The organism is Bifidobacterium sp. LH_450 (genome assembly GCF_056356715.1).
On record NZ_JBKEUU010000002.1, the window covers coordinates 368,017 to 394,342 of the forward strand.

The 26,326-nt window shown below is 67.9% G+C and carries 12 protein-coding genes; 9 read left to right on the plus strand and 3 right to left on the minus strand.

Annotated elements, in window-relative coordinates; all coding sequences use genetic code 11:
• Positions 1–171: 171 nt before the first annotated feature.
• The 3 genes from alaS to mltG all read left to right on the plus strand — a co-directional run bounded on the left by alaS (position 172) and on the right by mltG (position 4,628).
• The gene (gene alaS, locus AC1AXT_RS04065; RefSeq protein ID WP_476539395.1) at positions 172–2,862 is read left to right on the plus strand and encodes an alanine--tRNA ligase; all 2,691 of its coding nucleotides are present in this window, start codon (positions 172–174) and stop codon (positions 2,860–2,862) included.
• Between the two features lie 79 nt (positions 2,863–2,941).
• A complete protein-coding gene (ruvX, locus tag AC1AXT_RS04070) occupies positions 2,942–3,409 on the plus strand; it encodes a Holliday junction resolvase RuvX (RefSeq protein WP_476539397.1) in 468 nt (155 codons plus the stop codon).
• Between the two features lies 1 nt (position 3,410).
• The gene (mltG, locus tag AC1AXT_RS04075) at positions 3,411–4,628 is read left to right on the plus strand and encodes an endolytic transglycosylase MltG (RefSeq protein ID WP_476539399.1); all 1,218 of its coding nucleotides are present in this window, start codon (positions 3,411–3,413) and stop codon (positions 4,626–4,628) included.
• An 18-nt stretch (positions 4,629–4,646) separates the two neighbouring features.
• Here the strand turns inward: mltG and AC1AXT_RS04080 are convergent, their stop codons facing one another.
• The gene (locus tag AC1AXT_RS04080) at positions 4,647–5,096 is read right to left on the minus strand and encodes a peptidase A24 (RefSeq protein ID WP_476539401.1); all 450 of its coding nucleotides are present in this window, start codon (positions 5,094–5,096) and stop codon (positions 4,647–4,649) included.
• 52 nt (positions 5,097–5,148) lie between these two features.
• On the opposite strand from AC1AXT_RS04080, the gene aroC reads away from it, so the two are divergent.
• The 5 genes from aroC (at position 5,149) to pulA (AC1AXT_RS04105) (ending at position 17,532) form a co-directional block, all read left to right on the plus strand.
• Complete coding sequence (gene aroC, locus AC1AXT_RS04085; protein WP_476539402.1) at positions 5,149–6,342, plus strand: chorismate synthase; 1,194 nt, start codon at positions 5,149–5,151, stop codon at positions 6,340–6,342.
• A gap of 151 nt (positions 6,343–6,493) precedes the next feature.
• Positions 6,494–8,110: a bifunctional shikimate kinase/3-dehydroquinate synthase gene (locus AC1AXT_RS04090; RefSeq protein WP_476539404.1), complete on the plus strand. Its 1,617-nt coding sequence runs from the start codon at positions 6,494–6,496 to the stop codon at positions 8,108–8,110.
• A gap of 114 nt (positions 8,111–8,224) precedes the next feature.
• The gene (locus tag AC1AXT_RS04095) at positions 8,225–8,680 is read left to right on the plus strand and encodes a type II 3-dehydroquinate dehydratase (protein ID WP_476539406.1); all 456 of its coding nucleotides are present in this window, start codon (positions 8,225–8,227) and stop codon (positions 8,678–8,680) included.
• A 1,075-nt stretch (positions 8,681–9,755) separates the two neighbouring features.
• The gene (gene pulA / locus AC1AXT_RS04100; RefSeq protein WP_476552827.1) at positions 9,756–15,113 is read left to right on the plus strand and encodes a type I pullulanase; all 5,358 of its coding nucleotides are present in this window, start codon (positions 9,756–9,758) and stop codon (positions 15,111–15,113) included.
• Between the two features lie 295 nt (positions 15,114–15,408).
• Positions 15,409–17,532, plus strand: coding sequence for a type I pullulanase (pulA, locus tag AC1AXT_RS04105; protein WP_476539409.1), 2,124 nt, complete (start codon positions 15,409–15,411; stop codon positions 17,530–17,532).
• Here the strand turns inward: pulA (AC1AXT_RS04105) and AC1AXT_RS04110 are convergent.
• Positions 17,485–21,813 (minus strand): transglutaminase domain-containing protein, encoded by a 4,329-nt coding sequence (locus AC1AXT_RS04110; protein WP_476539410.1) that lies wholly within the window; start codon positions 21,811–21,813, stop codon positions 17,485–17,487. The genes pulA (AC1AXT_RS04105) and AC1AXT_RS04110 overlap by 48 nt on opposite strands.
• Complete coding sequence (locus AC1AXT_RS04115) at positions 21,810–22,766, minus strand: AAA family ATPase (protein ID WP_476539411.1); 957 nt, start codon at positions 22,764–22,766, stop codon at positions 21,810–21,812. The genes AC1AXT_RS04110 and AC1AXT_RS04115 overlap by 4 nt, the downstream gene beginning before the upstream one ends.
• Positions 22,767–23,089: 323 nt before the next feature.
• Here AC1AXT_RS04115 and AC1AXT_RS04120 point away from each other — a divergent pair, with 323 nt between their 5' ends.
• A complete protein-coding gene (locus AC1AXT_RS04120; protein WP_476539413.1) occupies positions 23,090–25,888 on the plus strand; it encodes an InlB B-repeat-containing protein in 2,799 nt (932 codons plus the stop codon).
• Positions 25,889–26,326: the final 438 nt, after the last annotated feature.

Sequence of the window (26,326 nt, forward strand, 5' to 3'; positions counted from 1 at the left end):
GGAACGTTCCAGGACCCCGGTGCCGCTGCGGCGGCGCCGGGGCCTTCGCATATGGCGGCATGCCGCACGGACCGGTGGATGCTGTATAGTGGTGCCGATGTGCATCAAGCGGGCGGCTGGCAGCGCGATGCGACCTAAAGACGCACGAGGGCATGAAGGAGTCAATCGCACATGCGCACTGCTGAAATCGCGAAGCGGTTCTTGAACTATTTCGAACAGCAAGACCATCTGGTGGCGCCGTCGGCATCGCTGATCTCGCCGAATCCGACGACGCTGTTCACGATCGCAGGCATGGTGCCGTTCATCCCGTACCTGATGGGCGAGAAGACGCCGCCGAAGCACCGCATGGCCTCGAACCAGAAGTGCGTGCGCACGCTGGACATCGAGGAGGTCGGCAAGACCACCCGTCACGGCACGTTCTTCCAGATGCTCGGCAACTTCTCGTTCGGCGACTACTTCAAGGAAGAGGCGATCCACTACGCCTACGACCTGCTGACCAAGCCGGTCGAGGAAGGCGGCTACGGCTTCGACAAGGAGAAGCTGTGGATGACGACGTTCACCGACGACGACGAGGCGCGCTCGATGTGGAAGAACGAGGGCGTCGACCCCGAGCACATCCAGATCCTCGGCATGGAGGACAACTTCTGGACGACCGGCGGCCCCGGCCCCGGCGGCCCCTGCTCGGAGATCTACGTCGACCGCGGCCCGGCGTTCGGCCGCGAAGGCGGCCCGGTGGCCGACGAGAACCGCTACATCGAGATCTGGGACCTCGTGTTCGAGAACTTCTACGTCGACAACGTGCAGTCCAAGACGAACCTGCACATCGTCGGCGAGCTCGACCACAAGAACATCGATACCGGCGCCGGCCTCGAGCGCGTCGCCTACCTGCTGCAGGGCAAGAACAACATCTACGAGACCGACGAGGTGTTTCCGGTCATCGAGGCGGCCGAACGCCTCTCGGGCATCAAGTACGGCGAGGACGCGGCCGCCGACGTGCAGATGCGCGTCGTCGCCGACCATGTGCGCTCGGCGCTGATGATCATGTCCGACGGCGTGCGCCCGTCGAACTCCGGCCGCGGCTACGTGCTGCGCCGCCTGATCCGCCGCACGGCCGAGGCGATGAAGAAGATCGGCGTCAACGACCCCGTCATCCCCGAGCTGCTGCCGGTGTCCGAAGCCGCGATGGAGCCGAACTACCCGGAGCTCAAGGACACGTTCCACGACGTCTACGAAGCGGCCGTCGGCGAGGAGGACGCGTTCCGCCGCACCCTCGAGAAGGGCCTGGAGATCTTCGACATGGCCATCGACAAGGCCAAGGAAGGCGCCAAGGGCGACGAGGACGTGGTGTTCCCCGGCGACGCGGCGTTCTCGCTGCACGACACCTACGGCTTCCCGATCGAGCTGACGCTGGAGATGGCGTCCGAGCAGGGCGTCAAGGTCGACGAGGCCAAGTTCCGCGAGCTGATGGCCGAGCAGAAGAACCGCGCCCGCCAGGACGCGCTCAAGAAGCGCCACAACGTGGACCTGTCCGAATACGACGACTTCAAGAAGAAGCTCGCCGCGCCGATCGAGTTCGAGGGCTACACCGAGGTGTCCACGCGTTCGCGCGTGCTCGGCATCATGGTGGAAGGCAAGGGCTCAGTGCCGGCGGTGAGCGCCCCGGCGACCGTCGAGGTCATCCTCGACCGCACGCCGTTCTACGCCGAATCCGGCGGCCAGCTGGCCGACCAGGGCGAAATCGTCTCCGACGACGGCGCCGTGCTCCAGGTCGACGACGTGCAGAAGCCCGTCAAGGACCTCATCGTGCACCAGTGCCGCCTCGAGGAGGGCACGCTCGTCGTCGGCGCCGAAGTGACGGCGTCCATCGACCTCGAGCGCCGCGGCGCCATCGCCCGCGCGCACACCTCCACCCACATCGTCCACAAGGCGCTGCGCGAGGAGCTCGGTCCGCAGGCCACCCAGCGCGGCTCGGAGGACGCCCCCAACCGCCTGCGCTTCGACTTCCAGTGGTCCAACGCGCCGACCAAGGAGCTGATGAGCTCGGTGGAGGCGCGCGTCAACGACCGCATCCGCGACAACCTGCGCGTCTCCACGCAGGAAATGAAGTTCGACGACGCGATCGCCCTGGGCGCCATGCACCTGTTCGGCGAGAAGTACGGCGACGTCGTGCGCGTCGTGACGATCGGCGACGACGGCTGGAGCCGCGAGCTGTGCGGCGGCACGCATGTCGACACCGCCGGCTCCATCGGCTCGGTGACGATCCTGTCCGAATCGTCCATCGGCTCGGGCGTGCGCCGCGTCGACGCGCTCGTCGGCCAGAACGCCTACGAGTACGGCGCGCGCGAGCACGCGCTCGTCTCCCAGCTGTCCGACAAGCTCAACGCCCGCCCCGACGAGCTGGCCGACCGCGTCAACACGCTGCTGGGGCGCCTCAAGGAGCAGGAGCAGCGCATCAACGCGATGTACGAGAAGCAGCTTGCCGCGGCCGTTCCCGCCATGATCGAGCAGGCCAACGCCAGCAACGCGCCGGTCAAGGTGGCGGCCAAGAACGTCGGCCACTTCGGCTCGTTCGACGCGCTGCGCAAGACGGCCCTCGACGTGCGCAGCCGCCTGGGCGACGACGCGCCCGTTGTCGTCGCGCTGATCGGCCTGAACGACGACGACAAGCCGCAGGTCGTCGTCGCCACGAACGAAGCCGCCCGCAAGGAAGGCATCAAGGCCGGCCCGCTCGTGTCCGGCGCCTCGAAGATGCTCGGCGGCGGTGGCGGCGGCAAGCCGGACTTCGCGCAGGGCGGCGGCCCCGACGCCTCGAAGGTCGACCAGGCGCTTGCCGGCATCGTCGACCAGGCGATGAAGGCATAGGGCCGTCCGGCCCTCCAGGGGACGCCCCGGCCCGGCGTAGCGCAGCCGGGGCGTCCCGTCCGTTTCAACGAAGGAGCTTATGGTCTGGCTCGGCATCGACCTGGGCAATGCGAGGATCGGCCTCGCATTGAGCGACCCCGAACTGTCGCTGGCGCATCCCGCCGGCACCATCGAAGCGCACGGGGACTATACCCATGCCATTGACGACGTGCTCAACGTCATCGAGGACGAGCACGTCGACCATGTCGTCATCGGGCTGCCGCTGCAGCTCGACGGCACCGAAGGGCCCAGCGCAGCCAAGGCGCGCCGCTGGGCATCCAGCCTCATCCACGCGCTGGTGCAGGAAGTGGCCTATGAAGGCTCGGGCATCGACGCGATGCCCGACGTGACGCTCGAGGACGAGCGCCTGACGACCGTCGATTCCCACCGCATGCTGCGCGACGCGAACGTCGCCACGCGCAACCACCGCGCGATGATCGACCAGCAATCCGCCGCCGTCATCCTCCAGGCGGCGCTCGACGAAGCGCGCCAACACCGAGGAGAGTGACGTGTCCGAGGATTTCAACGACTTTTTCGACCAGCACGCCGGATGGACGACCAGCAACGACCCCGACGCCGAGCCTTCCTATGCGGACGCGCCGCAGGGGGACGGCGCCGAGCCGCCCCGGCCGCCGCGTTCCCGGCGCGACCTGCGCGCCCAGCGCGAGCAACGCAGGAAGAAGCGCACGCGGCGCATCGTAGCCGCCGTCGTATGCGTCGCCGTCATCGCGCTGCTCGGCGTCGGCGTCGCCGCCGGCGCACGCAAGATCGGCTCGTGGGTCGGCTCGCTCACCTCGTCGCAATCTTCCATAGAGGACTACGACACGGGCGGGCATGGCAGCGTGCAGTTCACCGTGAAGTCCGGCGAAAGCGTCGAGCAGATTGCGCAGGGCCTGGCCGAAGCCGACATCGTCAAGTCGGCGGACGCGTTCACGTCGACGGTCAGCGCCAACCAGCTGACGCTCTACCCGGGCACCTACGACATGAAGTACCAGATGAAGGCGTCCGCGGCCGCCGCGATCCTGTCCGACCAGGGCAACGCGCACGGCTTCCTCGAGGTCAGGCCCGGCGAAACCGTTTCCGACGTGCTCGCCGCCGCCGAGGAGATCACCGGCATCAGCGCCGACGGCTTCCAGCAGGTCATCGACGCGAAGGGCGAGGGAATCCTGCCGGCCGAAGCGTCCGGCAGCTTTGAAGGCTGGCTCGAACCCGGCTCCTACGACGTCGCCGACGAAACCGACCCCTCGGCCATCCTCAAGCAGATGGTCGACGCCCGCGTCGCCAAGCTCGACGACCTGGGGGTGGCGGCGGCCGACCGCGAGAGGATTCTGACGATGGCGTCGATCGCCGAAGCCGAGGTCAATTCCACCGAATACTACGGCAAGGTCGTGCGCGTCATCGAGAACCGCCTGGCCGACGGCATGACGCTCGGCATGGACACGACCGTGGCCTACGGCCTGGGCATCTCCGCCAACGAGCTGACCAACGACCAGCTCGCGGACGCGTCCAACCCGTACAACACGCGCGTCAACCACGGGCTGCCGCCTACGCCGATCTCCAACCCCGGCGACTCGGCGCTCGAGGCGGCGATCAACCCGCCGGAAGGCAACTGGCTGTACTTCGTGACCGTCAACCTGCAGACCGGCGAAACGAAGTTCACCGATTCGGACGCCGAATTCCAGCAGTACGTGCAGGAGTACAAGACCAACAACCCCGAAGGCAACTGACGGGGCGCCCCTGGGCGCCTACAGCAGCTGCACGGCCAGCGCAGCCGCCAGCATCGGCGGGACGAACGGGGCCTTGGCGTGCGCCGGCTTTGCCCGCCGCGCGATAGGCGGCCACGCGGCCAGCCACGCCAGCCCGAAGACGCCGGTGGCCAGCCACCAGCACAGGAAGCCTTCCAGCGTCACGATGCCGCTGGCGAGCACGGCCGCCGCCGTCACGTCGCCCAGGCCCAGCGCGCCGGGACGGATGAGCGCCAGCGCCAGCTGGATCGCCGCGGCCGCCGCGGCGAAGAGCGCGGCGGAACAAAACGGCCGGAAATCTTGGATAGCGAAGCCGTAGGCGGCCCAGCAGCACAGCTGCACGGCGATGCCGGCGGCCGCCCAGCGGCGCGGGACGGTGCGCCGGCGGCAGTCCGATGCCGCCAGCGCCGTCCCACACAGCAAGCTCGCCGCCGCAACAAGATTCGCCATACCGCTAAGATAGCCTACGGAACCATTCACCCGATACCGGCAAGGAGTTGGCATGTTGCGTTGGCAGACGGCAGGGGAGTCGCATGGCGAGGCCCTCGTGGCGATGATCGAGGGGCTTCCGGCGGGCGTGCAGGTCACGTCCGGCGACGTTGCCAAGGCGCTGGGACGGCGCCGTCTGGGCTATGGGCGCGGCGCCCGCATGAACTTCGAGCAGGACAAGGTGCGCCTGCTGACCGGCGTGCGCTTCGGCAGCACGCTCGGCTCGCCGGTGGCGATTGAGATCGGCAACACCGAATGGCCCAAGTGGACCGAGGTGATGAGCGCGGACCCGCTCGACCACGAGCTCGCCCGCGAAGGGCGCAACGCGCCGCTGAGCCGGCCGCGCCCCGGGCACGCCGACCTGACCGGCATGCGCAAGTACGGCTTCGACGACGCCCGGCCGGTGCTGGAACGGTCCAGCGCCCGCGAAACGGCGTCGCGCGTGGCGCTCGGCGAAGTGGCCGCGCGCTTCCTCGAGCAGGTGTGGGGCATCCGCACCGTCTCGCATGTGCTGTCCATCGGCGGCGCCGGCGTGGCCGACCCGCTGCATCACGCGCTGCCGGTGCCCGAAGACGTCGAGCGGCTCGACGCCTCCCCGGTGCGCACGCTGGACGCCGAAGCCGAAGCGGCGATGGTGGCGCGCATCGACGAGGCGAAGGCGAACGCCGACACGCTCGGCGGCGTCGTGGAGGTCGTCGCGTACGGCATGCCGGCTGGCGTGGGCACTTACGTGGAATCCGACCGGCGGCTCGACGCGGCGCTGGCCGGCGCCGTCATGGGCGTGCAGGCGATCAAGGGCGTGGAAATCGGCGACGGGTTCAACGAGGCGATGGTGCCCGGCTCCCAGGCGCACGACGAAATGGCGCCGGGCGACGACGGGCGCATCGAGCGGCTGACGAACCGGGCCGGCGGCATCGAAGGCGGCATGTCGAACGGCCAGCCGATCGTCGTGCGCGCGGCGATGAAGCCGATTCCCTCGATTCCGCGCGCGCTCAAGACAGTCGATACGTCCAGCGGCGAGGCGGCGCAGGCCATCAACCAGCGTTCCGACTCCACCGCGGTGCCGGCTGCGGCCGTCGTCGTCGAGGCGATGGTGCGCCTGACGCTCGCGCAGCAGCTGCTCGAGAAGTTCGGCGGCGACAGCGTCGACGAAACGCGGCGCAACATCGAGTCGTATCTGGACAGCTGGCCGGAGCACATGCGCTGAACCGCTTGGCGCTACCAGGCAGCGCAGCCGGGGAAAACAGCCGGAACAACCGGGAAACCACAGGCTGCGGAACCGGAAAGCCGGGAACCGGGAATCTTGGAATAGCGGGCCGCCGCAGGAAAGCCGGGCGGCCGCAAGGAAAGGAGCGGCGATGCAGCCGAAAGCCGTGATCATCGGCATGATGGGCGCCGGGAAAACGCGCGTGGGCCGCGAAATGGCGCAGATGATGGGCCTGCCGTTCGCCGACGCCGACGTGGAAATCGAGCGGCGCGTCGGCATGCCCATCCCCACGTACTTCGAGCGCTACGGCGAGCCGTCGTTCCGCGAAATGGAGCGGCAGCTCATCGACGACATGCTGGAAAGCTTCGACGGGGTCTTCGCGCTGGGCGGGGGCGCCCCGATGACGCCGGAAGTCCAGCAGGCGCTGGGGGCGTATTCGGCGCGCGGCGGCAAGGTCGTCTACCTGATGGCCGACCCGCGCGAAGCGATGGAGCGCGCCAGCCGCGGCGGCGGCCGGCCGATGCTCAACGGCAACGCGAACGCGCGGTGGAAGGCGCTGTACGAACAGCGCGACCCGGTGTACCGCTCGCTCGCCGACGTCACCGTACGCACCCATGGCATGACGCCGCAGGCCGCGGCAAGGAGGATGGTCGACATGGCCAATGAACGCATCGTCCACGTTTCAGGCGCGGGCATCGAGCCGTACGACGTGCAGATCGGCGAGGGCACGCTTTCGCAGCTGCCCGTCGTGCTCGGCGAAGGGGTGGCGCGCGTCGCGCTGATCCATACGCAGTCGGTGCGCAGGCATTCCGACCGGGCGCGCACGATCCTGCGGCAGGCCGGCTACGACGTGCTCGACCTGTCCATCCCCGACGCCGAGGCAGGCAAGACGATTGCCGTCGCCTCGGGGCTGTGGGACCGGCTCGGCGAGGCCGGCTTCACCCGCTCCGACGCAATCGTGGGGCTGGGCGGGGGAGCGTGCACCGACCTGGCCGGCTTCGTCGCCGCGACGTGGATGCGCGGCATCCGCTACGTCAACTGCCCGACGTCGCTGCTCGCCATGGTCGATGCGTCGACCGGCGGCAAGACCGGCATCAACACGTCGGCCGGCAAGAACCTCGTCGGCTCGTTCTATACGCCGGCAGGCGTGCTCGCCGACCTGACGACGCTGACGACGCTGCCGAACGACATCTTCATCGAAGGGCTCGGCGAGGTCGCCAAGAGCGGCTTCATCCGCGACCCCGAAATCCTCAAGATCCTCGAGGCGAACGCCGAGGCGCTGCGCGGCTTCGACGGCGCCGCGTTCCTCGGCTCGCCGCTCGAGGACGTCGTCGCGGAGCTGATCGAGCGCACGGTGAGCGTCAAGGCCTACCACGTCAGCAACGACCTGCGCGAGGCCGGGCTGCGCGAGTTCCTCAATTACGGCCACACGATGGGCCATGCCATCGAGAAGCTCGAGCACTTCCGCTGGCGGCACGGCAACGCCGTCGCCGTCGGGTGCGTCTACGCGGCCGAACTGGGCCGGCTGACCGGGCACATCGACGGCGAGCTCGTCGACTACCACCGCACGCTGCTGTCGTCGCTGGGGCTGCCGACCAGCTGGAACAACGGCACGCTCGACGAGGTGCTCGCGCTGATGCACCGCGACAAGAAGGCGCGCGGCAACACGCTGCGCTTCGTCGTGCTCGACGGCATCGGCAAGCCGGTGCATCTCGACGACCCGCCGGCCGACGCGGTGGCCGAAGCGTTCCGCCGCATCCAGCGGTAGCGGGCGCGGCTCCGGCCCCGTCCGCAACGGGAGCCTTCGGCGCGGCGGGGCGCGACGGGACCGGGAAGAATCTTGAATAGGAAAGCGGCCGAAAACGGCGCTGGAAGGAGAGCGATGACGAACGTACTGGTGGTCAACGGGCCGAATCTGGGAAGGCTGGGCGTGCGCCAGCCGGACGTGTACGGCAAGCAGGACCTCGCCGAACTGACGCGGCTGTGCGAAGGCTGGGGGGCACAACTCGGCTTCGACGGCGTCGAGGTGCGGCAGACCGACGACGAAGCCGAGATCATCGGCTGGATGCACGAAGCCGCCGACCGCGGCACGCCGGTCGTGATGAACCCGGCCGCGTTCACCCACTATTCGTACGGGCTGGCGGACGCGGCGCACATGGTCGGCGACGCCGGGCTGCCGCTGATGGAGGTGCATATCTCCAATCCGAGCGCGCGCGACGAATTCCGCAAGCGTTCCGTCATTTCGCCGGTCGCGACCGGCACAATCACCGGCCTCGGCTTCTTCGGCTACCGGCTCGCGCTCGAGGCGATCGCCAATATTATGGAGATTTCGCAATAGATTCGCCGCCGCCTGCGCCGTCGCGCGGGTGCGGCACTTTTGCCAAACGCTGCCGGCCGGGCGTCCTTCGGGAGCCCGTCTTTCCTTATGCCCGTGCGTATCGGGACGCGCCGACTTTTGCAAAACCGCTGGAAACCGGGCCGTGCGCGGCGCTTCAAGCTGCGTGGATATTGTGACTACGGGGGTATCCGGGCCGCCGTTTGTTCGCTTCCGGGCGGTAGAATTGCCGTTGTGCGTTTCCGGAGGGAACGTACGCACGGATTAGCGTCCGGCACGATGCCCGGCCCGCCTGGCGGGAAGGGCGCCGGACAGGTAGGCGAAAGCCGAGGGGATTGCGGACCGTGGGTTCTGGTTGGGGGACTCGCGGCTTGGCAAGGAAAGCCGTAACGGGGTGCAGGCTTTCACCGGAACTGCAGTTTCTTTTGGCTCTCGTTGCCAGCGTTTGCATTAAGATTCGGGGTTCCCGAACAGCGCTGTGGAAGGCCGGAGCCACCGGTCGTTCCGCAGCGCTTCTTTCGTTGTGCCGGCACGTTCTTCCGCTGTGCCGATCCCGTTCCGGTTCCTCCGTTTGCGGCGTGTTGGGGAACCGGGGCGGGAGATTCGTGGGATTGTTGGGTCGGGTTCCTCTGGCAGCGGCGTGTGGGGGAACCGGGCCGGGAGATTCGTGGGATTGTTGGGTCGGGTTCCTCTGTCTGCGGCGTGTTGGGGAACCGGGGCCGGGGATTTGCCGGATTGTTGGGTCGGGTTCCTCTGTCTGCGGCGTGTTGGGGAACCGGGGCCAAGATTTCCTGCTTTCGTTGGGTCGGGTTCCTCTGGACGGGCGTATCACAGTGGGGACCCGCGGGGTTGTGAAGATTGCGTAACGCGTATAATGGGCCGTGACTTTTCTGAAAACGTATGCATCGCTTTGAAGGAGAAGCCCCTGAAAAGTCGCCGAAGTTGCAGCGGCAGGGGGATGCATACCTTGTCATCAATGGGACAAGACAAGCAGATAGGAGCGGAGCCGAATCTCGCGTTCGTCGATGTCGACGTTCTTCTTGGACGCGAGCGTTTCCGCACGAGAAATGGAGGAAGGATGGGTAAAGCCATACCTCAAGGGGCCAAACGCGTCACGGGTCTCGTGATCGCCGCGGCCACGATGTTTGCAGGGGCCGTTGCGATGGCGCAGCCAGGAACCGCCCAGGCAACCGTCGATCCGGTGGATCCTGCGAAGGCCACCACCGCAACCGATGTCCAGGTCATCGCGTTCCAGCAGAACTGGAACACCATCGCCGACGAGTGCACCAGCACCTACGGCCCGGAAGGCGTCGCCTATGTCGAGGTCTCCCCGCCGCAGGAAAGCATCCAGGGCACCGAGTGGTGGACGAGCTACCAGCCGGTCAGCTACAAGCTCGACTCGAAGCTGGGCACCGAAGAAGAGTTCGTCAACATGATCCAGCAGTGTAAGGCTGCTGGCGTGGGCATCATCGCCGACGTCGTGCTCAACCAGACGACCGGCTCCGACGTCGCCGACGAAACGCAGTACGGCACCGGCGGCACCGAATACAACGGCGAGACGGCCACGTACCCCGGGTTCACCGGCACCGATAACCAGTATCCGGACGGCGTGACCATCGACGACTTCCACGACTACGAGAACTACAAGAACATCTCCGACTACACGAACCAGCAGGAAGTCCAGGAAGGCCGCCTGAGCTCGATGTGGGACTTCAATTCGGAGTCGGAGAAGGTGCAGGACATCCAGTCCGACTACCTGGCCTACCTCTACAACCTCGGCGTCGAAGGCTTCCGCATGGACGCCGTCAAGCACATCAACGCCGACTCCATCGCCGCCATCAAGGACCAGATGGCGCAGAAGGTGGGCGTCGACGCCGACGACATCTACTGGATCCAGGAAGTCATCGGCAACTCGAGCGAAGCCGCGGGCATCCAGCCGTACAACTATTTCGATACCGGCACCGTCACGCAGTTCGACTACAAGAGCGACCTGAACCAGAAGTTCCGCAGCTCGATCGCCGACCTGAAGGACCTGTCGACGCGCATCGGCGACCAGAGCTCGAACAAGTTCGCCATCCCGAGCGACCTGGCGAACGTGTTCGTCACCAACTGGGACACCGAACGCAACGAAGGCACGATCACCTATAAGGACGGCGCCACCTACCAGCTCGCCAACGCGTTCATGCTGGCCTACGACTACGGCACGCCGCGCCTGATCTCCGACTATAAGTGGGACGATGCGGACGACGGCGCCCCCGGTGCTACCGAAGATTCGGTCCCGGACGTCGACATGGATGAGGCTTGCTCGACCAACGGCGGCGACTGGAACTGCCAGGAGCGCTGGACCTCCACGCGCGGCATGATCGGCTTCCACAACGTCGTCGACGGCACCGAAGTCACCGACTGGCAGGACGACGGCGCGAACAACATCGCGTTCTCCCGCGGCGAGGCCGGCTTCATCGCCATCAACAACTCCGACGAAGACTACGACGCCGACTACACGACGACCGTCCCCGACGGCACGTACTGCAACGTGTACGGCTCGATGGACTGCTCCGCCACCGTCACCGTCAAGGACGGCAAGGTCACGACGACGATCCCGGCCGGCTCGGCCATCGCGATCCACGTCGCCGCCACCGAAGACAGCCATCTCGATTCCGACGTCGCCACCGATCCGTCCGATCCGGACCTGACCGTGGTCGCCGACGAGACGCTGCCGAGCGACACGACGATGACGATCTACTACAAGAACCCCAACGGCTACGAGCAGCCGAACATCTACTACGGCGTCGGCGACGACTGGTCCGCCGCGACGAACATCCCGATGACCGATCTTGGCGACGGCTACTGGTCGTACGACATCAAGACCGGCGGCAAGTCCGCGCAGATCTGCTTCAACGACGGCGGCAGCAACTGGGACAACAACAACGGCGCCAACTACGTCATTGCCAAGGGCGTGACGAAGGCCACCGTTACCGGCGTCGGCGCGATCAACTACGACGATCCGTATCCGGAAGCGCAGCAGACGCGTCTCGTCGTCCACTACAAGGCTCCGGAGAACGATCCGGAACGTTCGCTGTGGATTTGGAAGGACGCCGGCAACGGCGACGACCTGCCGAGCCAGTTCCGTTCGTTCACCGGAACCGACTGCTGGGGACAGGTCGCCGAATACACGTTCGACGGCCAGTATGATTCCTTCGGCCTGATCATCGCGACGAGCGACTGGGGAAGCAAGGTCGGCAACAACGACCGCATCGTTTCCGTCGGCGCCGACGGCACCGCGGAAGTGTGGATCGACGGCACGAACTACGTCGACGCTGCCACCGGCCCGGAAACGCAGACGACGGCCCCGTCCGACTACGCCTGCAAGGCCAGCTCCGTCGACCTCACCGTCCACTACTACCGTTCCGACGGCCTGTACTACAACGCCTCCGACGATTCCGTCAAGGTCCCGCAGTGGGACATGTGGCTGTGGAACAGCAATACGAACGGCTTCTCCTCCAAGTTCACCAAGCATGACGGCTTCGGCGAAATCGCCACCGCCACGTTCAAGAACTACACCGCTTCCATTTCCGACAGCGGCCTGTCCGACTTCGGCCTGATCCGCCGCTACGGCACCGACAGCTGGGCTGCGAAGGATCCGGACGGCAACGACTACAAGATTCCGGCCGACGCCATCGTCTACGACGCCGAAATCGGAACCGCGAAGGCGGAAATCTGGCTCAAGCAGGACGACGCCACCGTCTACACCGCGCAGCCGAACCAGGCCTCGTCGATTACGTCGGCTGAAATCGCCACGATGAACACCATCACCGGCAAGTTCAGCAACAATGCCGACCTGACGGCCGACGACGTCACCGTCACCGACGGCGACGGCAACAAGGTCGCGGTGACCGACGTCGCCGTCGACGGCACGAAGCTGACGGTCACGACGGACGGTGACCTCGACGTCAAGGGCGTCTACACCGTCGACTGCGGCAGCTACGGCGTGGCCAAGGCCGTCGCCGGCGCAGTTGTGCGCACCGACGCCTTCGACGACGAGTACGCCTACGACGGCGACGACCTCGGCGCGACGTGGTCTGCCGACTCCACCACCTTCAAGGTGTGGGCGCCGACCGCCACCGACGTCAAGCTCGTGACGTTCGAGAACGACACCACCGCCGACGCCGCCGAGAAGGAGGCCGTCGCGATGGAGGCGCAGGACGATGGCGTGTGGGCCGTGACGGTGAAGGGCGACCTCGCCGACACCGCCTACATCTACCGCCTGACGTTCGCCGACGGCACCGTCAACGATTCGCGCGATCCGTACGCGACGGCAGCCGTCGTCAACGGCGGCCGTTCCGTCGTCCTCGCCGACGACCAGACGGACGTCGACGGCTTCGAGCGCATGGAGAGCTTCTCCGACCCGTCCGACGCCGTCGTCGCCGAAACGCACATCCGCGACCTGACGAAGAACGAGAACTCGGGCGTTTCCGAAGCCAACCGCGGCAAGTACCTCGGCATGGTCGAGGAAGGCACGGTGAACTCCAACGGCACGTCGACCGGCGTCGACTACCTCAAGGACCTGGGCATCACGCACCTGCAGATCCAGCCGTTCTTCGACTACGCCTCGGTCGACGAAACCGCCGACCTCGACGACTCGAACTACAACTGGGGCTACGACCCGGAGAACTACAACGTGCCGGAAGGCTCGTACTCCTCCGACGCCACCGATCCGTCGACCCGCATCGTCGAGACGAAGGAAATGGTGCAGGGGCTGCATGACAACGGCATCCGCGTCGTCATGGACGTCGTGTACAACCACGTCGCCGACCAGTCCTCGAGCGCGTTCAACCTCACGGTGCCCGGCTACTACTTCCGCTACGACGACAACGGCAACCTCGTGAACAACTCCGGCTGCGGCAACGACACCGCATCGGAGCGCACGATGATGCGCAACTACATCGTCAACTCGGTGAAGTACTGGGCGAGCGAGTACAACGTCGACGGCTTCCGCTTCGACCTCATGGGCCTCGAGGACCTCGAGACGATGCAGGCCGTGCGCGACGCGCTCGACGAGATCGACCCGTCGATCCTGATCATCGGCGAGGGCTGGGATATGAACACGACGATGGACAAGTCCGAGATGTCGATCCAGCCGAACGCCTACGAGCTCAACGGCGACGAGTCGACCGTGTCGTTCTTCAACGACTCGATCCGCGACGGCCTCAAGGGCTCCGTGTTCTCCGCCGAGGACACCGGCTTCGTGTCGGGCAAGGAAGGCACCGAGAAGCTGATTGTCAACAACATGCTCGGCTGCCAGAACGGCGAGGAGTATGCGGGCGCGACCTGCAACAACGGCAACGCGGACGCCAAGTACGCGAACGCCTCGCAGGTGGTGCAGTACGTCGAGATCCACGACAACCTCACGCTGTACGACAAGCTGCGCGCCTCGAACGGCGACGACAGCGAGGAGACGACGGTCAAGCGCGCCGAACTCGCCGACTCGGCCATCTTCCTGGCCAACGGCATCTCGGAGTTCCAGATTGGCCAGGAGTTCCTGCGCACGAAGGGCGGCGACGAGAACAGCTACAAGTCCGGCGACTCGGTCAACGCGATCGACTGGGACCGCCTCGACGACGGCACCTACGGCGCGTCGGCCGACTACGTCAAGGGCCTGATCGCCCTGCGCAAGGACACCGCCGCGTTCCGCACGTCCAACTACGACACCATCAACGCCAACAGCAAGGTGCTGCAGGCCGCCGACGGCGTCGTGGCCTACCAGATCGCCGACGAATCCGGCACCTACGTCGTCATGCTCAACGCCAACGACGAGGCCGTCGAGGTTCCGCAGGCCCAGGGCGGCGACTACCAGGTGCTCGTCGAGGACGGCGAGGTGTACTCGAAGGCGACGTCGTCGGCTTCCGCATCCGCCGCCACCGACGAAGCCGCGCTGAGCTCGGCCGTGTTCTTCGAAGGCTCGGCGGACGTGTCCGCCACGGCCCAGAAGGAAGCCTCCACCGTCTCCATCGACGATGGCGGCTCCTACACGGTCCCGGCCCTGTCCGCCACCGTGCTGTACAACCCGGCCGACACCGGCGACGACAACACCGGCGACAACACTGGCGACGACAACACTGGTGATGCTGACGGTGACGACACTGGTGATGACAACACCGGCGATGCCGACAACGCCGCTGGTTCGGCTGGCAATGGATCGGATTCCAATGGGTCGAACGCCGCTGGTTCGAACGCCAGCGGTTCGACCTCCGGCAATGCGTCCGCCAGCGCTTCCGCCGGCGCCGACGCCGCCAAGGTGCCGACCGGCATCACGCAGCTGGCGAGCACCGGCAGCTCGATTGGCCTGGTCATCGCGGTCATGGCCGCGCTGGTCGCCGTCGGCGCGCTGATGCTCGGCGTCTCCCGCCGCTCTCAAGGACGGCATTCGGACAGGTGATTGCTCCCGCTTCACGGTGACGGCAACCGCACCGTGAAGTAGTCTCTAGGGCCCCTCCGGCCAATCCGGCGGGGCCCTGTTCTTTTCGCTGGTCCCGTTGCGCTCTTTTGCGGATGCGGCCGCTTGCTTTTCCTCGGACGGCGAGGCGTTCTTTTCCTCGATCCCGGGACGTTTTTCCTTCCGGACCTGGTTTTTCCTTGCCCAATCTTTATTCTTTCGGCGAGCGTTGCCGCCCCAGCCACCGTATGATGGAACGGTGCGCCGGCGTCCAGCCGGCCTGATGAAAGGAACGCGTGTGGTCGACCAGCAGACTTTCCCGACGATGACGCCGGAACAGGCGATGAACATCGACGCCGAATATTTCTACGGCGGCGACGATCTGGGCGCGACGTGGGGGCCCGAATCTTCCTCCTTCGTGCTGTGGGCGCCGACGGCGAGCGCCGTGGAGCTCGTGACGTTCGCCGATGACGCGCCCGACGCCCCCGAAAGCCGCGCGCTGCCGATGGTGCCGTCCTCCAAGGGAACGTGGCGGGCGCAGCTGGACGGCGACGCGGCGGGAATCTCCTATATATACCGCGTGCATTTCGCCGACGGCACCGTCAACGACGCCCCCGATCCGTACGCGACGGCGGCGGTGGCCAACGGCCGGCGCTCGGTGCTGTTGTCGCCCTCCCAGCGCTCCATCGGCGCATTCGAACGCATGGCGCCGTTTTCCGCGCCGACGGACGCCGTCATCGCCGAAACGCACGTGCGCGACCTGACGAAGGACGCTTCCAGCGGAGCGGACGGGGACATGCGCGGCCGCTTCCTCGGCGTCATCCAGCCGGGCACCGCCAACGCCGCCGGGTCGCCGACCGGACTCGACTATATCCGCCGGCTCGGCATCACCCATCTGCAGATCCAGCCGATGTTCGATTTCGAAAGCGTCGACGAAACGGCGCCGCTCGACGACGCGAACTACAACTGGGGCTACGACCCGCTCAACTACAACGTGCCGGAAGGTTCCTACGCCACCGACGCCGCCGACCCGGCCGTGCGCGTGCGCGAAGCGAAGATGATGGTCAAGGGGCTGCACGACGCGGGGCTGCGCGTCGTGATGGACGTGGTGTACAACCATGTCAACGACGCCGCGACGCACCCGTTCTCGCTGGCGGTGCCGGGCTACTATTTCCGCGCCGACGCCGACGGCAACCCGACCAACGATTCCGAATGCGGCAACGACACCGCCTCCGAACGCCGCATGATGCGCAAGTACATCGTCGATTCGGTGAGGTTCTGGGCGAACGAATACAAGGTGGACGGCTTCCGATTCGACCTGATGGGGCTGCACGACATCGACACGATGCAGGCGGTGCGCGAGGCGCTCGACGACATCGACCCGTCCATCGTCATCGTCGGCGAGGGCTGGGACATGGCGACGACGCTGCCGAACACCGAAACGGCGATCCAGCGCAACGCCGAGGAGCTCACCGGACGGCAGTGCGACGTCGCCTTCTTCAACGATTCGATCCGCGACGGGCTCAAGGGGCACGTCTTCGAGGCCCAGGAGACCGGCTACGTGTCCGGCAAGGAGGGCCTCGAGCCGCTGATCCTGCACAACATGCTCGGCTTCGGCCCAGGCGACGACGCGGGGCTCGGGTCCGCGGGCGATTCCGAGGCCGCGTACGCGCACCCCGGTCAGGTGGTCCAGTATGCGGAAATCCACGACAACTTCACGCTGTGGGACAAGCTCGCGGCCTCGCGTCCCGACGATGCCGACGACGTGCGGCTGCGGCGCGCGCTGTTGGCCGACGCCGCCGTTTTCCTGTCGCAGGGCGTCGCCGAAATGCAGCTCGGCCAGGAGTTCCTGCGCACGAAGGGCGGCGACGAGAACAGCTACCGGTCCGGCGACTCGGTCAACGCGCTTGACTGGAACCGGCAGGACGAGCCGGCGTTCGCGGCGTCGGTGGCGTTCGTGCGCGGCCTGATCGCGCTGCGGCGCGCGATTCCGGCGCTGCGGTACGGCACGTATGAGGAGATTGCCGCGAACGCTACGCCGCTGGTGGCCGCCGATGGCGTCGTGGCGTATGCCGTGCGCGACGCCGCGGGCACCTATGTCGTCGCGCTGAACGCTTCCGAAGACGCGGCGGCGGCTGTCGATTTGTCCAAGATTGGCGGGGCGGCTGCTGCCGGGACGGCTGCTGCCGGAACGGCTGGTTCCGGCGTCGTCGAAGGCGCGGGGGAGAGCCCGGCTGCGGACGGCGCCCACGATGATTCGTCCAAGTCCGCGGGGGAGTGGAAGGCGCTGGTCTCGGACGGCGTCGTGCACGTCGCCTCGCTGGCGCCTGCTGCGCTGGAGGCGGCTCCGGCGGCCGACGTCGCCGACGGCGCGCTACGCGTCGCGCCGCTCAGCGCCACGCTCGCCTTCATGGCCGCCTAAGGAACCGTTGGCGGCCGGCGGCGTTGCGGAACCGCCCAGCGGCTCGCAGGTGCCGCCGAACGCCGCGGCCGCGGCATTGCGGGCCACCATGCGGATCGCGTCGTCGGCGACGTCCGGGCATGCGCCGGAGCGGATGATCGCTTCGGCGATGTCGGCGTCGCTGGCCGTGCGCTCCCAGCGGGCGCGGCAGTGGTGACGGCGATGCGGGTGATGCCGGTGCGGGCGGTCGCTCGGCGAACCGTCCCCGCACTCTGCCGCCGGATCGCTGCTGCGCCATGTGCCGCGTGCGGCCTTGCGCGCCAGCAGCTCCCACGCGGCGCCCCACGCCGTGCGCAGCTCGTCTTGCGTCGCCCCGTCGCCGGCAGCCATGGCCGTGTCGATGCATGCAAGCCGCCGTCGTGTCCAGCGGCGCCAGCGCAGGCAGGCGACGGCCCAGACCGCCGCCGCGAGCGATCCGGCGCCCAGCAGCCACAGCGCCGGCGCCGCCCAGCGATGGCCGGCCATCCACCCGGCGAATCCTCCCTCGCCGCCGTGCGCGTCGCTGGAAGCGGCGTCGCTGCCGGCTGCGGAATCTTGGGTTTCCTCGGAAGCGCTGGAGGAGTCGTTGGCGTCATCCTCCGGCGTGGCGGAAGCGGAGGCGTCGCCGGTCGCCTGCGCCGATGGCGACGCGCTGTCCGCGCCGCTTGCCGGCGTGACGTCGAACGGCACCCAGCCGATGCCGTCGATATACGCTTCGGTCCACGCGTGCAGCTGGTTGGCGGCCACGTCGTACGGGCCCGGTTCGTGCCCGTTGCCGGACGCCATGTAGCCCATCACCATCCGCGTCGGGACGCCCAGCGCGCGCCCCAGCACGGCCAGCGCGGCCGCATAGTGCGTGCAGTAGCCGCTGCGGCGCTCCATGAAGTCGCCGAGCGCCGCGAGATTGCCGCGGCCGTTGCCGTCGGGCACGTCCAGCGCGTACGAGAAGCCGTTGGCGGCCTCGGTGAAGAACGATACGAGGTAGCGCATCGCGGCGATCTGGGCGTCCGTATCGGAGCCGGAAACGTCGACGCCGCTGGCGGCCGCGCCGTCGACGACGGCCTGCAGCGACGCCGGCAGGGCGGCGTCGAGCGTGCCGTACGCGTCGTGGATCGCCGCCTGCGAGCGTTCAAGATTCTCCCAGTAGAAGTCGGCGGTGCCGTCGCCCGTGTCGCCGGCGGCATAGAGCCGTTCGTAGGTGTCCTGCAGCATCTCGACGTCGCCGAATCCGGCGCCCGACGTCACCGGCTCCAGATAGATGCCTTGCGACGTATAGGTCATGCCGGCCGCCGTCGTCGCGTCGCGGTTGTAGACGGTGCCGTCGGTGTGCGTGGCCCAGCCGTCGCCGTCGGTGCGCACGTCCAGCGGAATGCCGGCGACGGGCAGGAACCGGGAGGACAGCGAGCCTACCGTAACGGTGGCGGACACGATCATCGCGTCGAAGCTGTCCCAGTACCGGTCCACCCATCCGAGGTCTGATTGCGAAAACGGGAAGTTGACGGTCGCCCACCACGATACCGGCAGCCGCTCGGAGCCGGCGAACAGGCGCGCATACAGCGACATCGGATTGACGCTCAGGTCCGGTTTGAGCGTGCCTGTCTGCGCCGTGGCGGAGCCGCTGGAGTCGCCGCTTGCGTCGCCAGCCGCGCTGTCGGCCGCGTCGGCGCCGTCGTTGCCGTGCGGTGCGGCGGAGGAACCGAACAGCGCCGCGTCGTCCGTGAGCGAGCGTTCGAAGCTCCAGACGTCGCCGTTGAAGTCGGAGAGCGTCGCCATGCGCAGGTAGAGCGGACGGTTCGCCTGGTAGGTCAGCGCCGTCTGCGTCGAGCCCGACGCGATCGTGCGGCGCAGGTCGACGAGCGGATCGACGCTGCTGGACGACAGCAGGCCGGGGGTGCCGGTTCCGGCCGTCGACAGGTCGACGCGCCGGGCCGCGTTCAGCGCCGCGGGGGTTCCCGCCAACGTCAGCGCCGCCGTCGCGATGGCCGCCGCCAGGGGAACCGACATCCGGCGCGCGGCAGCGGCTACCGCTCCGGTTCCTCCATTCACGGCGTGCAGGGGAACCGGACCGGGAATCCCTGTTCCCTCCCCGGGGCCGGTTCCTCCGGTTCCGGCGTGTTGGGGAACCGAGCCCGGATTCGGCGACTCGTGCCGGGTCCGGTTCCTCTGCCCGCGGCGTGTTGGGGAACCGGCGCCGGGAATCCTGCTGCGGTGCGGATGCGGTTCCTGCGTGGCCCATAGCGCCAGCGCCCCCAGCGCAGCCCAGCAGGCGACGTGCCACGCCGGCGCCGCATACAGCCCGAACAGCGCCGCCAGTTCGAACGCCGCGCCCGTCGCCAGCGTCAGCCACGCGGCGCAGCGTCCCGACAGCGCCAGCAGCCACGCGACCAGGACGAGCGCGAAGGCGGCGACGACGTCCATCGCCGCGTCCGACTGCGCGCTGGCGACCGAGACAGGCGCCCATTGCGCGATGAGCTGGCCGAAGCCGGAGCGTATCGCATCCCAGATTTCGCCTGCGGCGCCGGCCCACCCCAGCCGTTGCGTCAGCGCGGCGGCTTCGGCGCCCCCGTCCGGACTGGCCGCGTCGACGGCGATTTCAGTCCACGGCAGCGGCCAATGGCCGTTGGCATTGCGCAAGGAGGCGCCGATCAGCCACAGCGCTGCGGCCGCAATGGCGACCGTCAGCGCCAGCGCGCGCACGTCGTCGCCACGCGCCGACAGCCGCGGCATGTTCGCGGCGCATACGACGGCGATGCCGGGCGCCGCGAACCATCCCCAGCTGCCGCCGTGCATCAGCGCGCGCACCGCCGGCGCGGCGAGCACGCACGCCAGCGCGAAGCACAGGCAGGCGACGGCGCGCCGGAAGCGTCGCCGCGCAGGCTGCGCAGAAGGCCGGGGAAGCGCCGGCGAGGATTGCGCAACGCAGCCCTCCAGCATCATGCGGAGAAATCCAGATTCATTGGCGGCGGTCTTGCCGTCGGCGATGGCGGCGTCGCGCGCGGCTGCGTCCGCTGATGGCGGTGCGCCAGCCGTCTGGGCGGACAGTCCGCGGGAAGTTCTGGAGAGAGCGCCGCCGGAGGGCGATGCCGGCGTAGCCGGCGCGACGATGCGCAACGGAGCGCCGAGCCTGGCGCCGCGCAGCGCGCCGGCGAGCGGGCTGCCGGGCACGGTGAACGCAACCACCGAGACCGGCCCGGTTTGCCGTGCCACTGCCTGCGCTGCGGTTTGCGCGGCCGTCCGCACCGAATCGGGCTGCGCCTGTGCTGCGTGCGCCGCGGAATCAGGGGCTGTGGAATCCGGGGCCGTGGAATCGGCCTGCGCGGTGGCTGCGGCGAGCAGCCGCAGGCATCCTTGCGGATCGTCGGCGGCATGGCCGCCAGCGCAGACGATAAACCGCTGCGTGCCGGTCCAATGATCCGCGGAACGCAGCCGCCCCAGCGTCTTCGCGGCGCTGAGGGCCCCGGTCCATCCTGCCGCCCCCGACAGCAGCCGCACGGCCGCGGCTGCGGAGGCGTCGAGCGCTGCCTCGCCGTTCGCCGTATCGAGCACGATGACGGTCGCATGCGTGCCGTCTTCCTCGACGCACCGCGTCATCAGCTCGCCGTGGCGCGCGGAATGGCGCCACGCGATCAGCCGCATCGGATCGTCCGGGGCGTACTGGCGCACCATCGGCGAGGGCTGCTGCCCGGGAAGCCTGCCGCGCGGGCCGTGCGCAGCCTGCGCGGACCGGCGGCCTTGCGGCACGATGGCCTGCTCCAGCCGCCGCGGCAGGCGGCAGCGCAGCGCCAGCAGCCCCAACGGCGAGCGCCAGGACGCGGCGCAGGATTCGCATCGCAGCAGCGCGCGGCGTTCGTCGGCCGGATCGCAGCCGCGTTCCAGCACCGTCCCGTCGGCGTCCACCCGCTCCCATTGGGGCGCGTACGAGGCCGCCGGGAGCAGCGGTCGCAGCCACCGGCAATCCGGATGCCGCAACGCCGCGCGCTGTCCCGCCGCCAGCAGCGCAGCCGTGGCCAGCATTGCCGTGAGCCCGGCGGCCACCGAGGAAGCAACGGCGTCGTCGAGCGCCATCGACAGCGCCCATGCGGCCGCCGTGAGCGCGAGGAACGCCCAGCCGCGCACCGTCGGCCGCGCGTAGGGAACCGCCGTCCCATGCCGCCGGCCGGCGCCTTTCGCCTCGCCGGCGCCCTGCTTGCGCAGCTGCGGGAACCGTCGCAACCGCCCAGGCCAGGAGAGGCCGTCGCCTTGGCGGCCCGCACGCCGCGTCATGGCCGCTTCCCGCCGTCCGCGGCCCGCGGCGGCGCGATGCCGGCGACGACGTCCTGCACCGCCTGCGCCGCGTCCTGCGCGCCGTACGGAGCGTCCATCACCAGGCGGTGGGCGAGCGCCGGCACCGCCAGCTCGCGTATGTCGTCGGGCATGACGAAATCGCGCCCGTCGAACGCCGCGCGGCCGCGGGCGAGCGCGGCCAGGTGCAGCGCCGCGCGGGGAGAGGCGCCGTAGCGTACGCCCGGCGCCGTGCGCGTGCCCTCCACGATCCGCGCGGCGTAGTCGGCCACCGGCGCCGACAGCGCAATGGCCGCCACGTCGTCCTGGATGCGCCGCATCCGTTCGCCGGAGACGATCTGCCGCACGCCGTCGAGCGGGTCGCGTTCAGCGCCCAGCAGCATCGCCACCTGCGCCTGCCGGTCCGGATACCCCAGGCTCGCGCGCGCCATGAACCGGTCGAGCTGCGCTTCGGGCAGCGGGTAGGTGCCCTCCATCTCGATCGGGTTCTGGGTGGCGATGACGAAGAACGGCTCCGGCAGCGCATACGTCACGCCGTCCACGCTCACCTGCCGTTCGCCCATCGCCTCGAGCATCGCCGCCTGCGTCTTGGGGTTCGCGCGGTTGATTTCGTCGGCGATGACGACGTTGGCGAACAGCGGCCCGGGGTGGAAGTCGAAGCGCTGCGACTGCGGCGAATACACGTCCAGCCCCGTCAGGTCGCCCGGCAGCATATCCGGAGTGAACTGGATGCGCCGCACGTCGCCGCCGATCGACCGCGCCAGCGCCTTCGCCAGCAGCGTCTTGCCCACGCCGGGGACGTCCTCCAGCAGCAGGTCGCCGCCGGCTGCCAGCGTCGTTACCGCAAGATCGATGGCGTCCGGCGCCCTTCCCAGCGTTTCGGCAAGCTGGCGCGCGATGGCGCGCAGCGCGTTGCCGGTTTCGTAGTTCCCCATGGTCGCCTCCTTGCTGCTCCTACGGTAGCGCATCGGCGTAGGCTGCGCCGGCGTTGCTTCACGCAACGGATTTTTCTCGAGGCGAATCTTGTGTTTCCCGGCAGGAAAACGCAGGGAACGTTGCGTTTTACTGAAAAAACGCAGTCTTCACCAAGATTTTGCATTGTTCGGCATGTGGAAAGAAACAAGACAAACAGTATTTTCCAGTCGAATTTTCAGTTACAATTCAGGAGGAGATGCAGCCGTGCCGCACCCGCGCCGATGCGCGGGACTGAGGGGTAGCCGGCACGCCGCACCCAATCTCAATGCATAAGGAGAATATTGTGAAGAAAACGCTACGCGGCGCAATCAGCGCCGTAGCCGCCTGCGCCATGCTGGCCAGCGGCAGCGCGGCGCTGGCGGTCGCCAACGAAACCGCTTCGCTCGACGAACGCATCACTACCGTGTATTCGTCGCAGAACGGCAACGGCATGCTCTTCGAGAAGGTGAGCCATCCGGAAACCGGGCTGCAGGCAGCCGACGGCGTCGTCGACTACATCGGCGGCGGCGCGATTACCGAAGCCGACGAAGGCCAGGGCGACCGCGGCCAGTCGTACAGCTACGCCGCCGAATCGGTGGGCGACTGGGTGTACGTCGGCACGATGTACGGCGGCCTGGGCGTGCAGGCGATCCTGCAGAGCGGCTTCGCGGTGAACACGGGCATGACCACCGACCAGGCCAAAGCGCTGATCCAGACGATGTACGCCGGGCACATGTATACCGGCGAGCCGGACGGCGAGAGCGCCGGCGGCATGCTGTTCAAGTTCAACGTCAAGACCGGCGAAACGAAGATCCTCATGTCCAAGAGCGCCGGCATCGAAGGCGGCCAGGGCGTCATCCCGACGTTCCGCAGCGCGTTCAAGATGAACGGCAAGCTGTACTTCGAGGGCATGGTGATGGATACCGCCAACGTCGACCCCACCGGCGAGGACGCCTCCAAGCTCACGCAGCGCGAACTGGCGATGGCCATCGCCATGCAGAACGGCTTCCCGTGCATCTACGAAGTCGACCCCGATAACGGCGACAAGCTCACGCGCGTCTACGACAGCGTCGACACTGCCGGCTTCCGCGAGCTCGTGGCGCAGAACGTGTTCACGTCCACGCGCGCCATCGGCTCGTTCGGCGACACGCTGATCGCCGGCGACCTGAAGCCCACCGACGACGGCCAGGGCGCGGCGTTCCTCGTCGCCTCCGACACCCCGTCGGTCCCCGGCTCCTACAAGGTCATCGCCGACATGGACAGCTTCGACGGGCTGCCGGCCATCCACCGCTCCGACGTCAACGGCGGTGGCGGCATCTACCAGGTGCAGGAATTCAACGGCAAGCTCTACGTCGTCGTGTGCACCGGCAGCGTCGAGACGCGCGACGAGGAAACCGGCACGAACCGCTCCTTCGCCATCTACGTGGGCGAGAACGACGGCGACCCGACCGAGAAGTCCGACTGGAGCTGGCATCCGCTGGCAGGCGACCCGGAACTCGGCGCCCGCTACTACTACGGCCTCGACGAAAGCCGCGTCTCCGCCGGCGCCTGCACGCTGCAGGTCTACGGCGACTACCTGTACATCGGCGACTACAACGACGTGTCCAGCGCGCTGCAGGGCTTCGTGCTGAACTCGGACTTCGTGACCCAGGCCACGAACCTCGAGCAGTCCATCAACCTCTACCGCATGGACGCCGACGAAAACGTCGAGATGCTCGTCGGCGAGCCGAACGCCACGTTCCCCGAAGGCGGCTCGACCGGCCTGGGCGCGGGCTTCGGCAACAACATGAACCAGTACACCTGGCAGACCACCGTGCATGAAGGCAAGATGTACCTGTCGACGATGAACACGACGACGCTGCTCGAGCCGGCCGCCCAGTTCACCAACGGGGACATCCTGCACATGAGCCGCGACGAGTGGAAGGCCACCGTTTCCTACCTGCGCACGTTCCTCGCGCTGCTCTTCACCTCCAACGGGGGCGGCGGCCTGGCGTCCATCGACGCGGACGCCGCCGCCGATGCGGCCGATGGCGCCGCCGTCCAGGAACAGGACGCCGAGGCGCTCGTCGACCAGGCCGTCGAGGACGCGAACGAGGCGCTCGCGTCCGGCGACGTCGCCGACATCGCCGACGGCGAGGTCGAGCTCGTCGACGAAGACCGCGACGAGCTCATCGAGGCCGTCGAGGACGGCTCCGTCGTCCCCGGCAGCATCGAGGACGCCTCGACCGCCGACGCCATCGAGGCGATCAACGACAAGCTCACCGAGCTGGAAACGCAGATCGACGATGAAGCCTCCGAAGAATTCCTCGAGGGCTATTCCGCCGTCCTCGCCGACATCGAGGCGCTGTGCAAGCTCCCCGACGTCCCGGACAGCATGAAGAGGCTCTACGACACGATCGTCAAGCTCACGTCGAAGCGCAATCTGCAGGCCTACTTCAAGGCGCTGCCGTACCTGGCGCAGTCCAAGCGCGGCTTCAACCTGTTCGAGATCACCGACACCGGCGACGGCGTGACCGTGGAGACGGTCAGCGACGACGGCTTCGGCGACCCGTTCAACCACGGCCTGCGCATCTTCTGCGACACCGACGACTACATGCTGATCGGCACGGCGAACCCGTTCTACGGCACGCAGCTGTGGCGCGTCGCTGACACGCTGTTCAAGGTCCGCGTCAGCGCGACCGAAGGCGGTTCCGCCTGGGCCGACGCCGAGTCCGACGTGGCGCCCGGCGCCACCGTCACGCTGACCGCGCAGCCGGACGACGGCTACCGCTTCGCCGGCTGGAACGTCTCGAAGGGCGATATCGAGATCGCCGAGGACGGCACGTTCACGATGCCGGGCGAAACCGTCTACGTCGAGGCCGTCTTCGAGCCGGCCGGCGGTTCCGGTTCCGATTCCGGCGATGCCGACGTCGTCGACCCGGCCGCCGCCGTCACCGGCGATGAGACGGACGGCGCGGCAGCCGAAGCCGACGGCGCCGCCAACGCCGAGCTCGCCTCGACCGGCGCTTCCGTCACCGCGCTCGCCGTGGCCTGCGCCCTCGCGCTCGCCTTCGGCCTGGTCGCGCTGTCCGCACGCCGCCAGTGCGGCCGCCACCGCCGCTGAGCGCAATCTGAATAACCGAATAACCGATAACTGAACACCCCTTAGGCGGCCGATGACCAGCGTCATCGGCCGCCTTTTCGCATTGCGAGGAACCGGATTCCCCATGGGAAGGGAATCCTTGGCCCGGTTCCTCAACACGCCGCATCCGGAGGAACCGGACCCAACGGAAGCCGTGAATCTTGGCCCCGGTTCCCCGACACGCCGCCCGGGGAGGAACCGGACCCAGCAAGGGCGGGGAATCCTAGGTCCGGTTCCTCAACATGCCGCAAACGGAGGAACCCAATCCAACGAGAACCGGGAATCGTGGGTCCGGTTCCTCAACATGCCGCAAACGGAGGAACCCAATCCAACGAGAACCGGGAATCCTAGGTCCGGTTCCTCAACGCGCCGGACTGGGAGGAACCGGAACGGCTAGCGGGGAAGATTTACGGGGTCGGG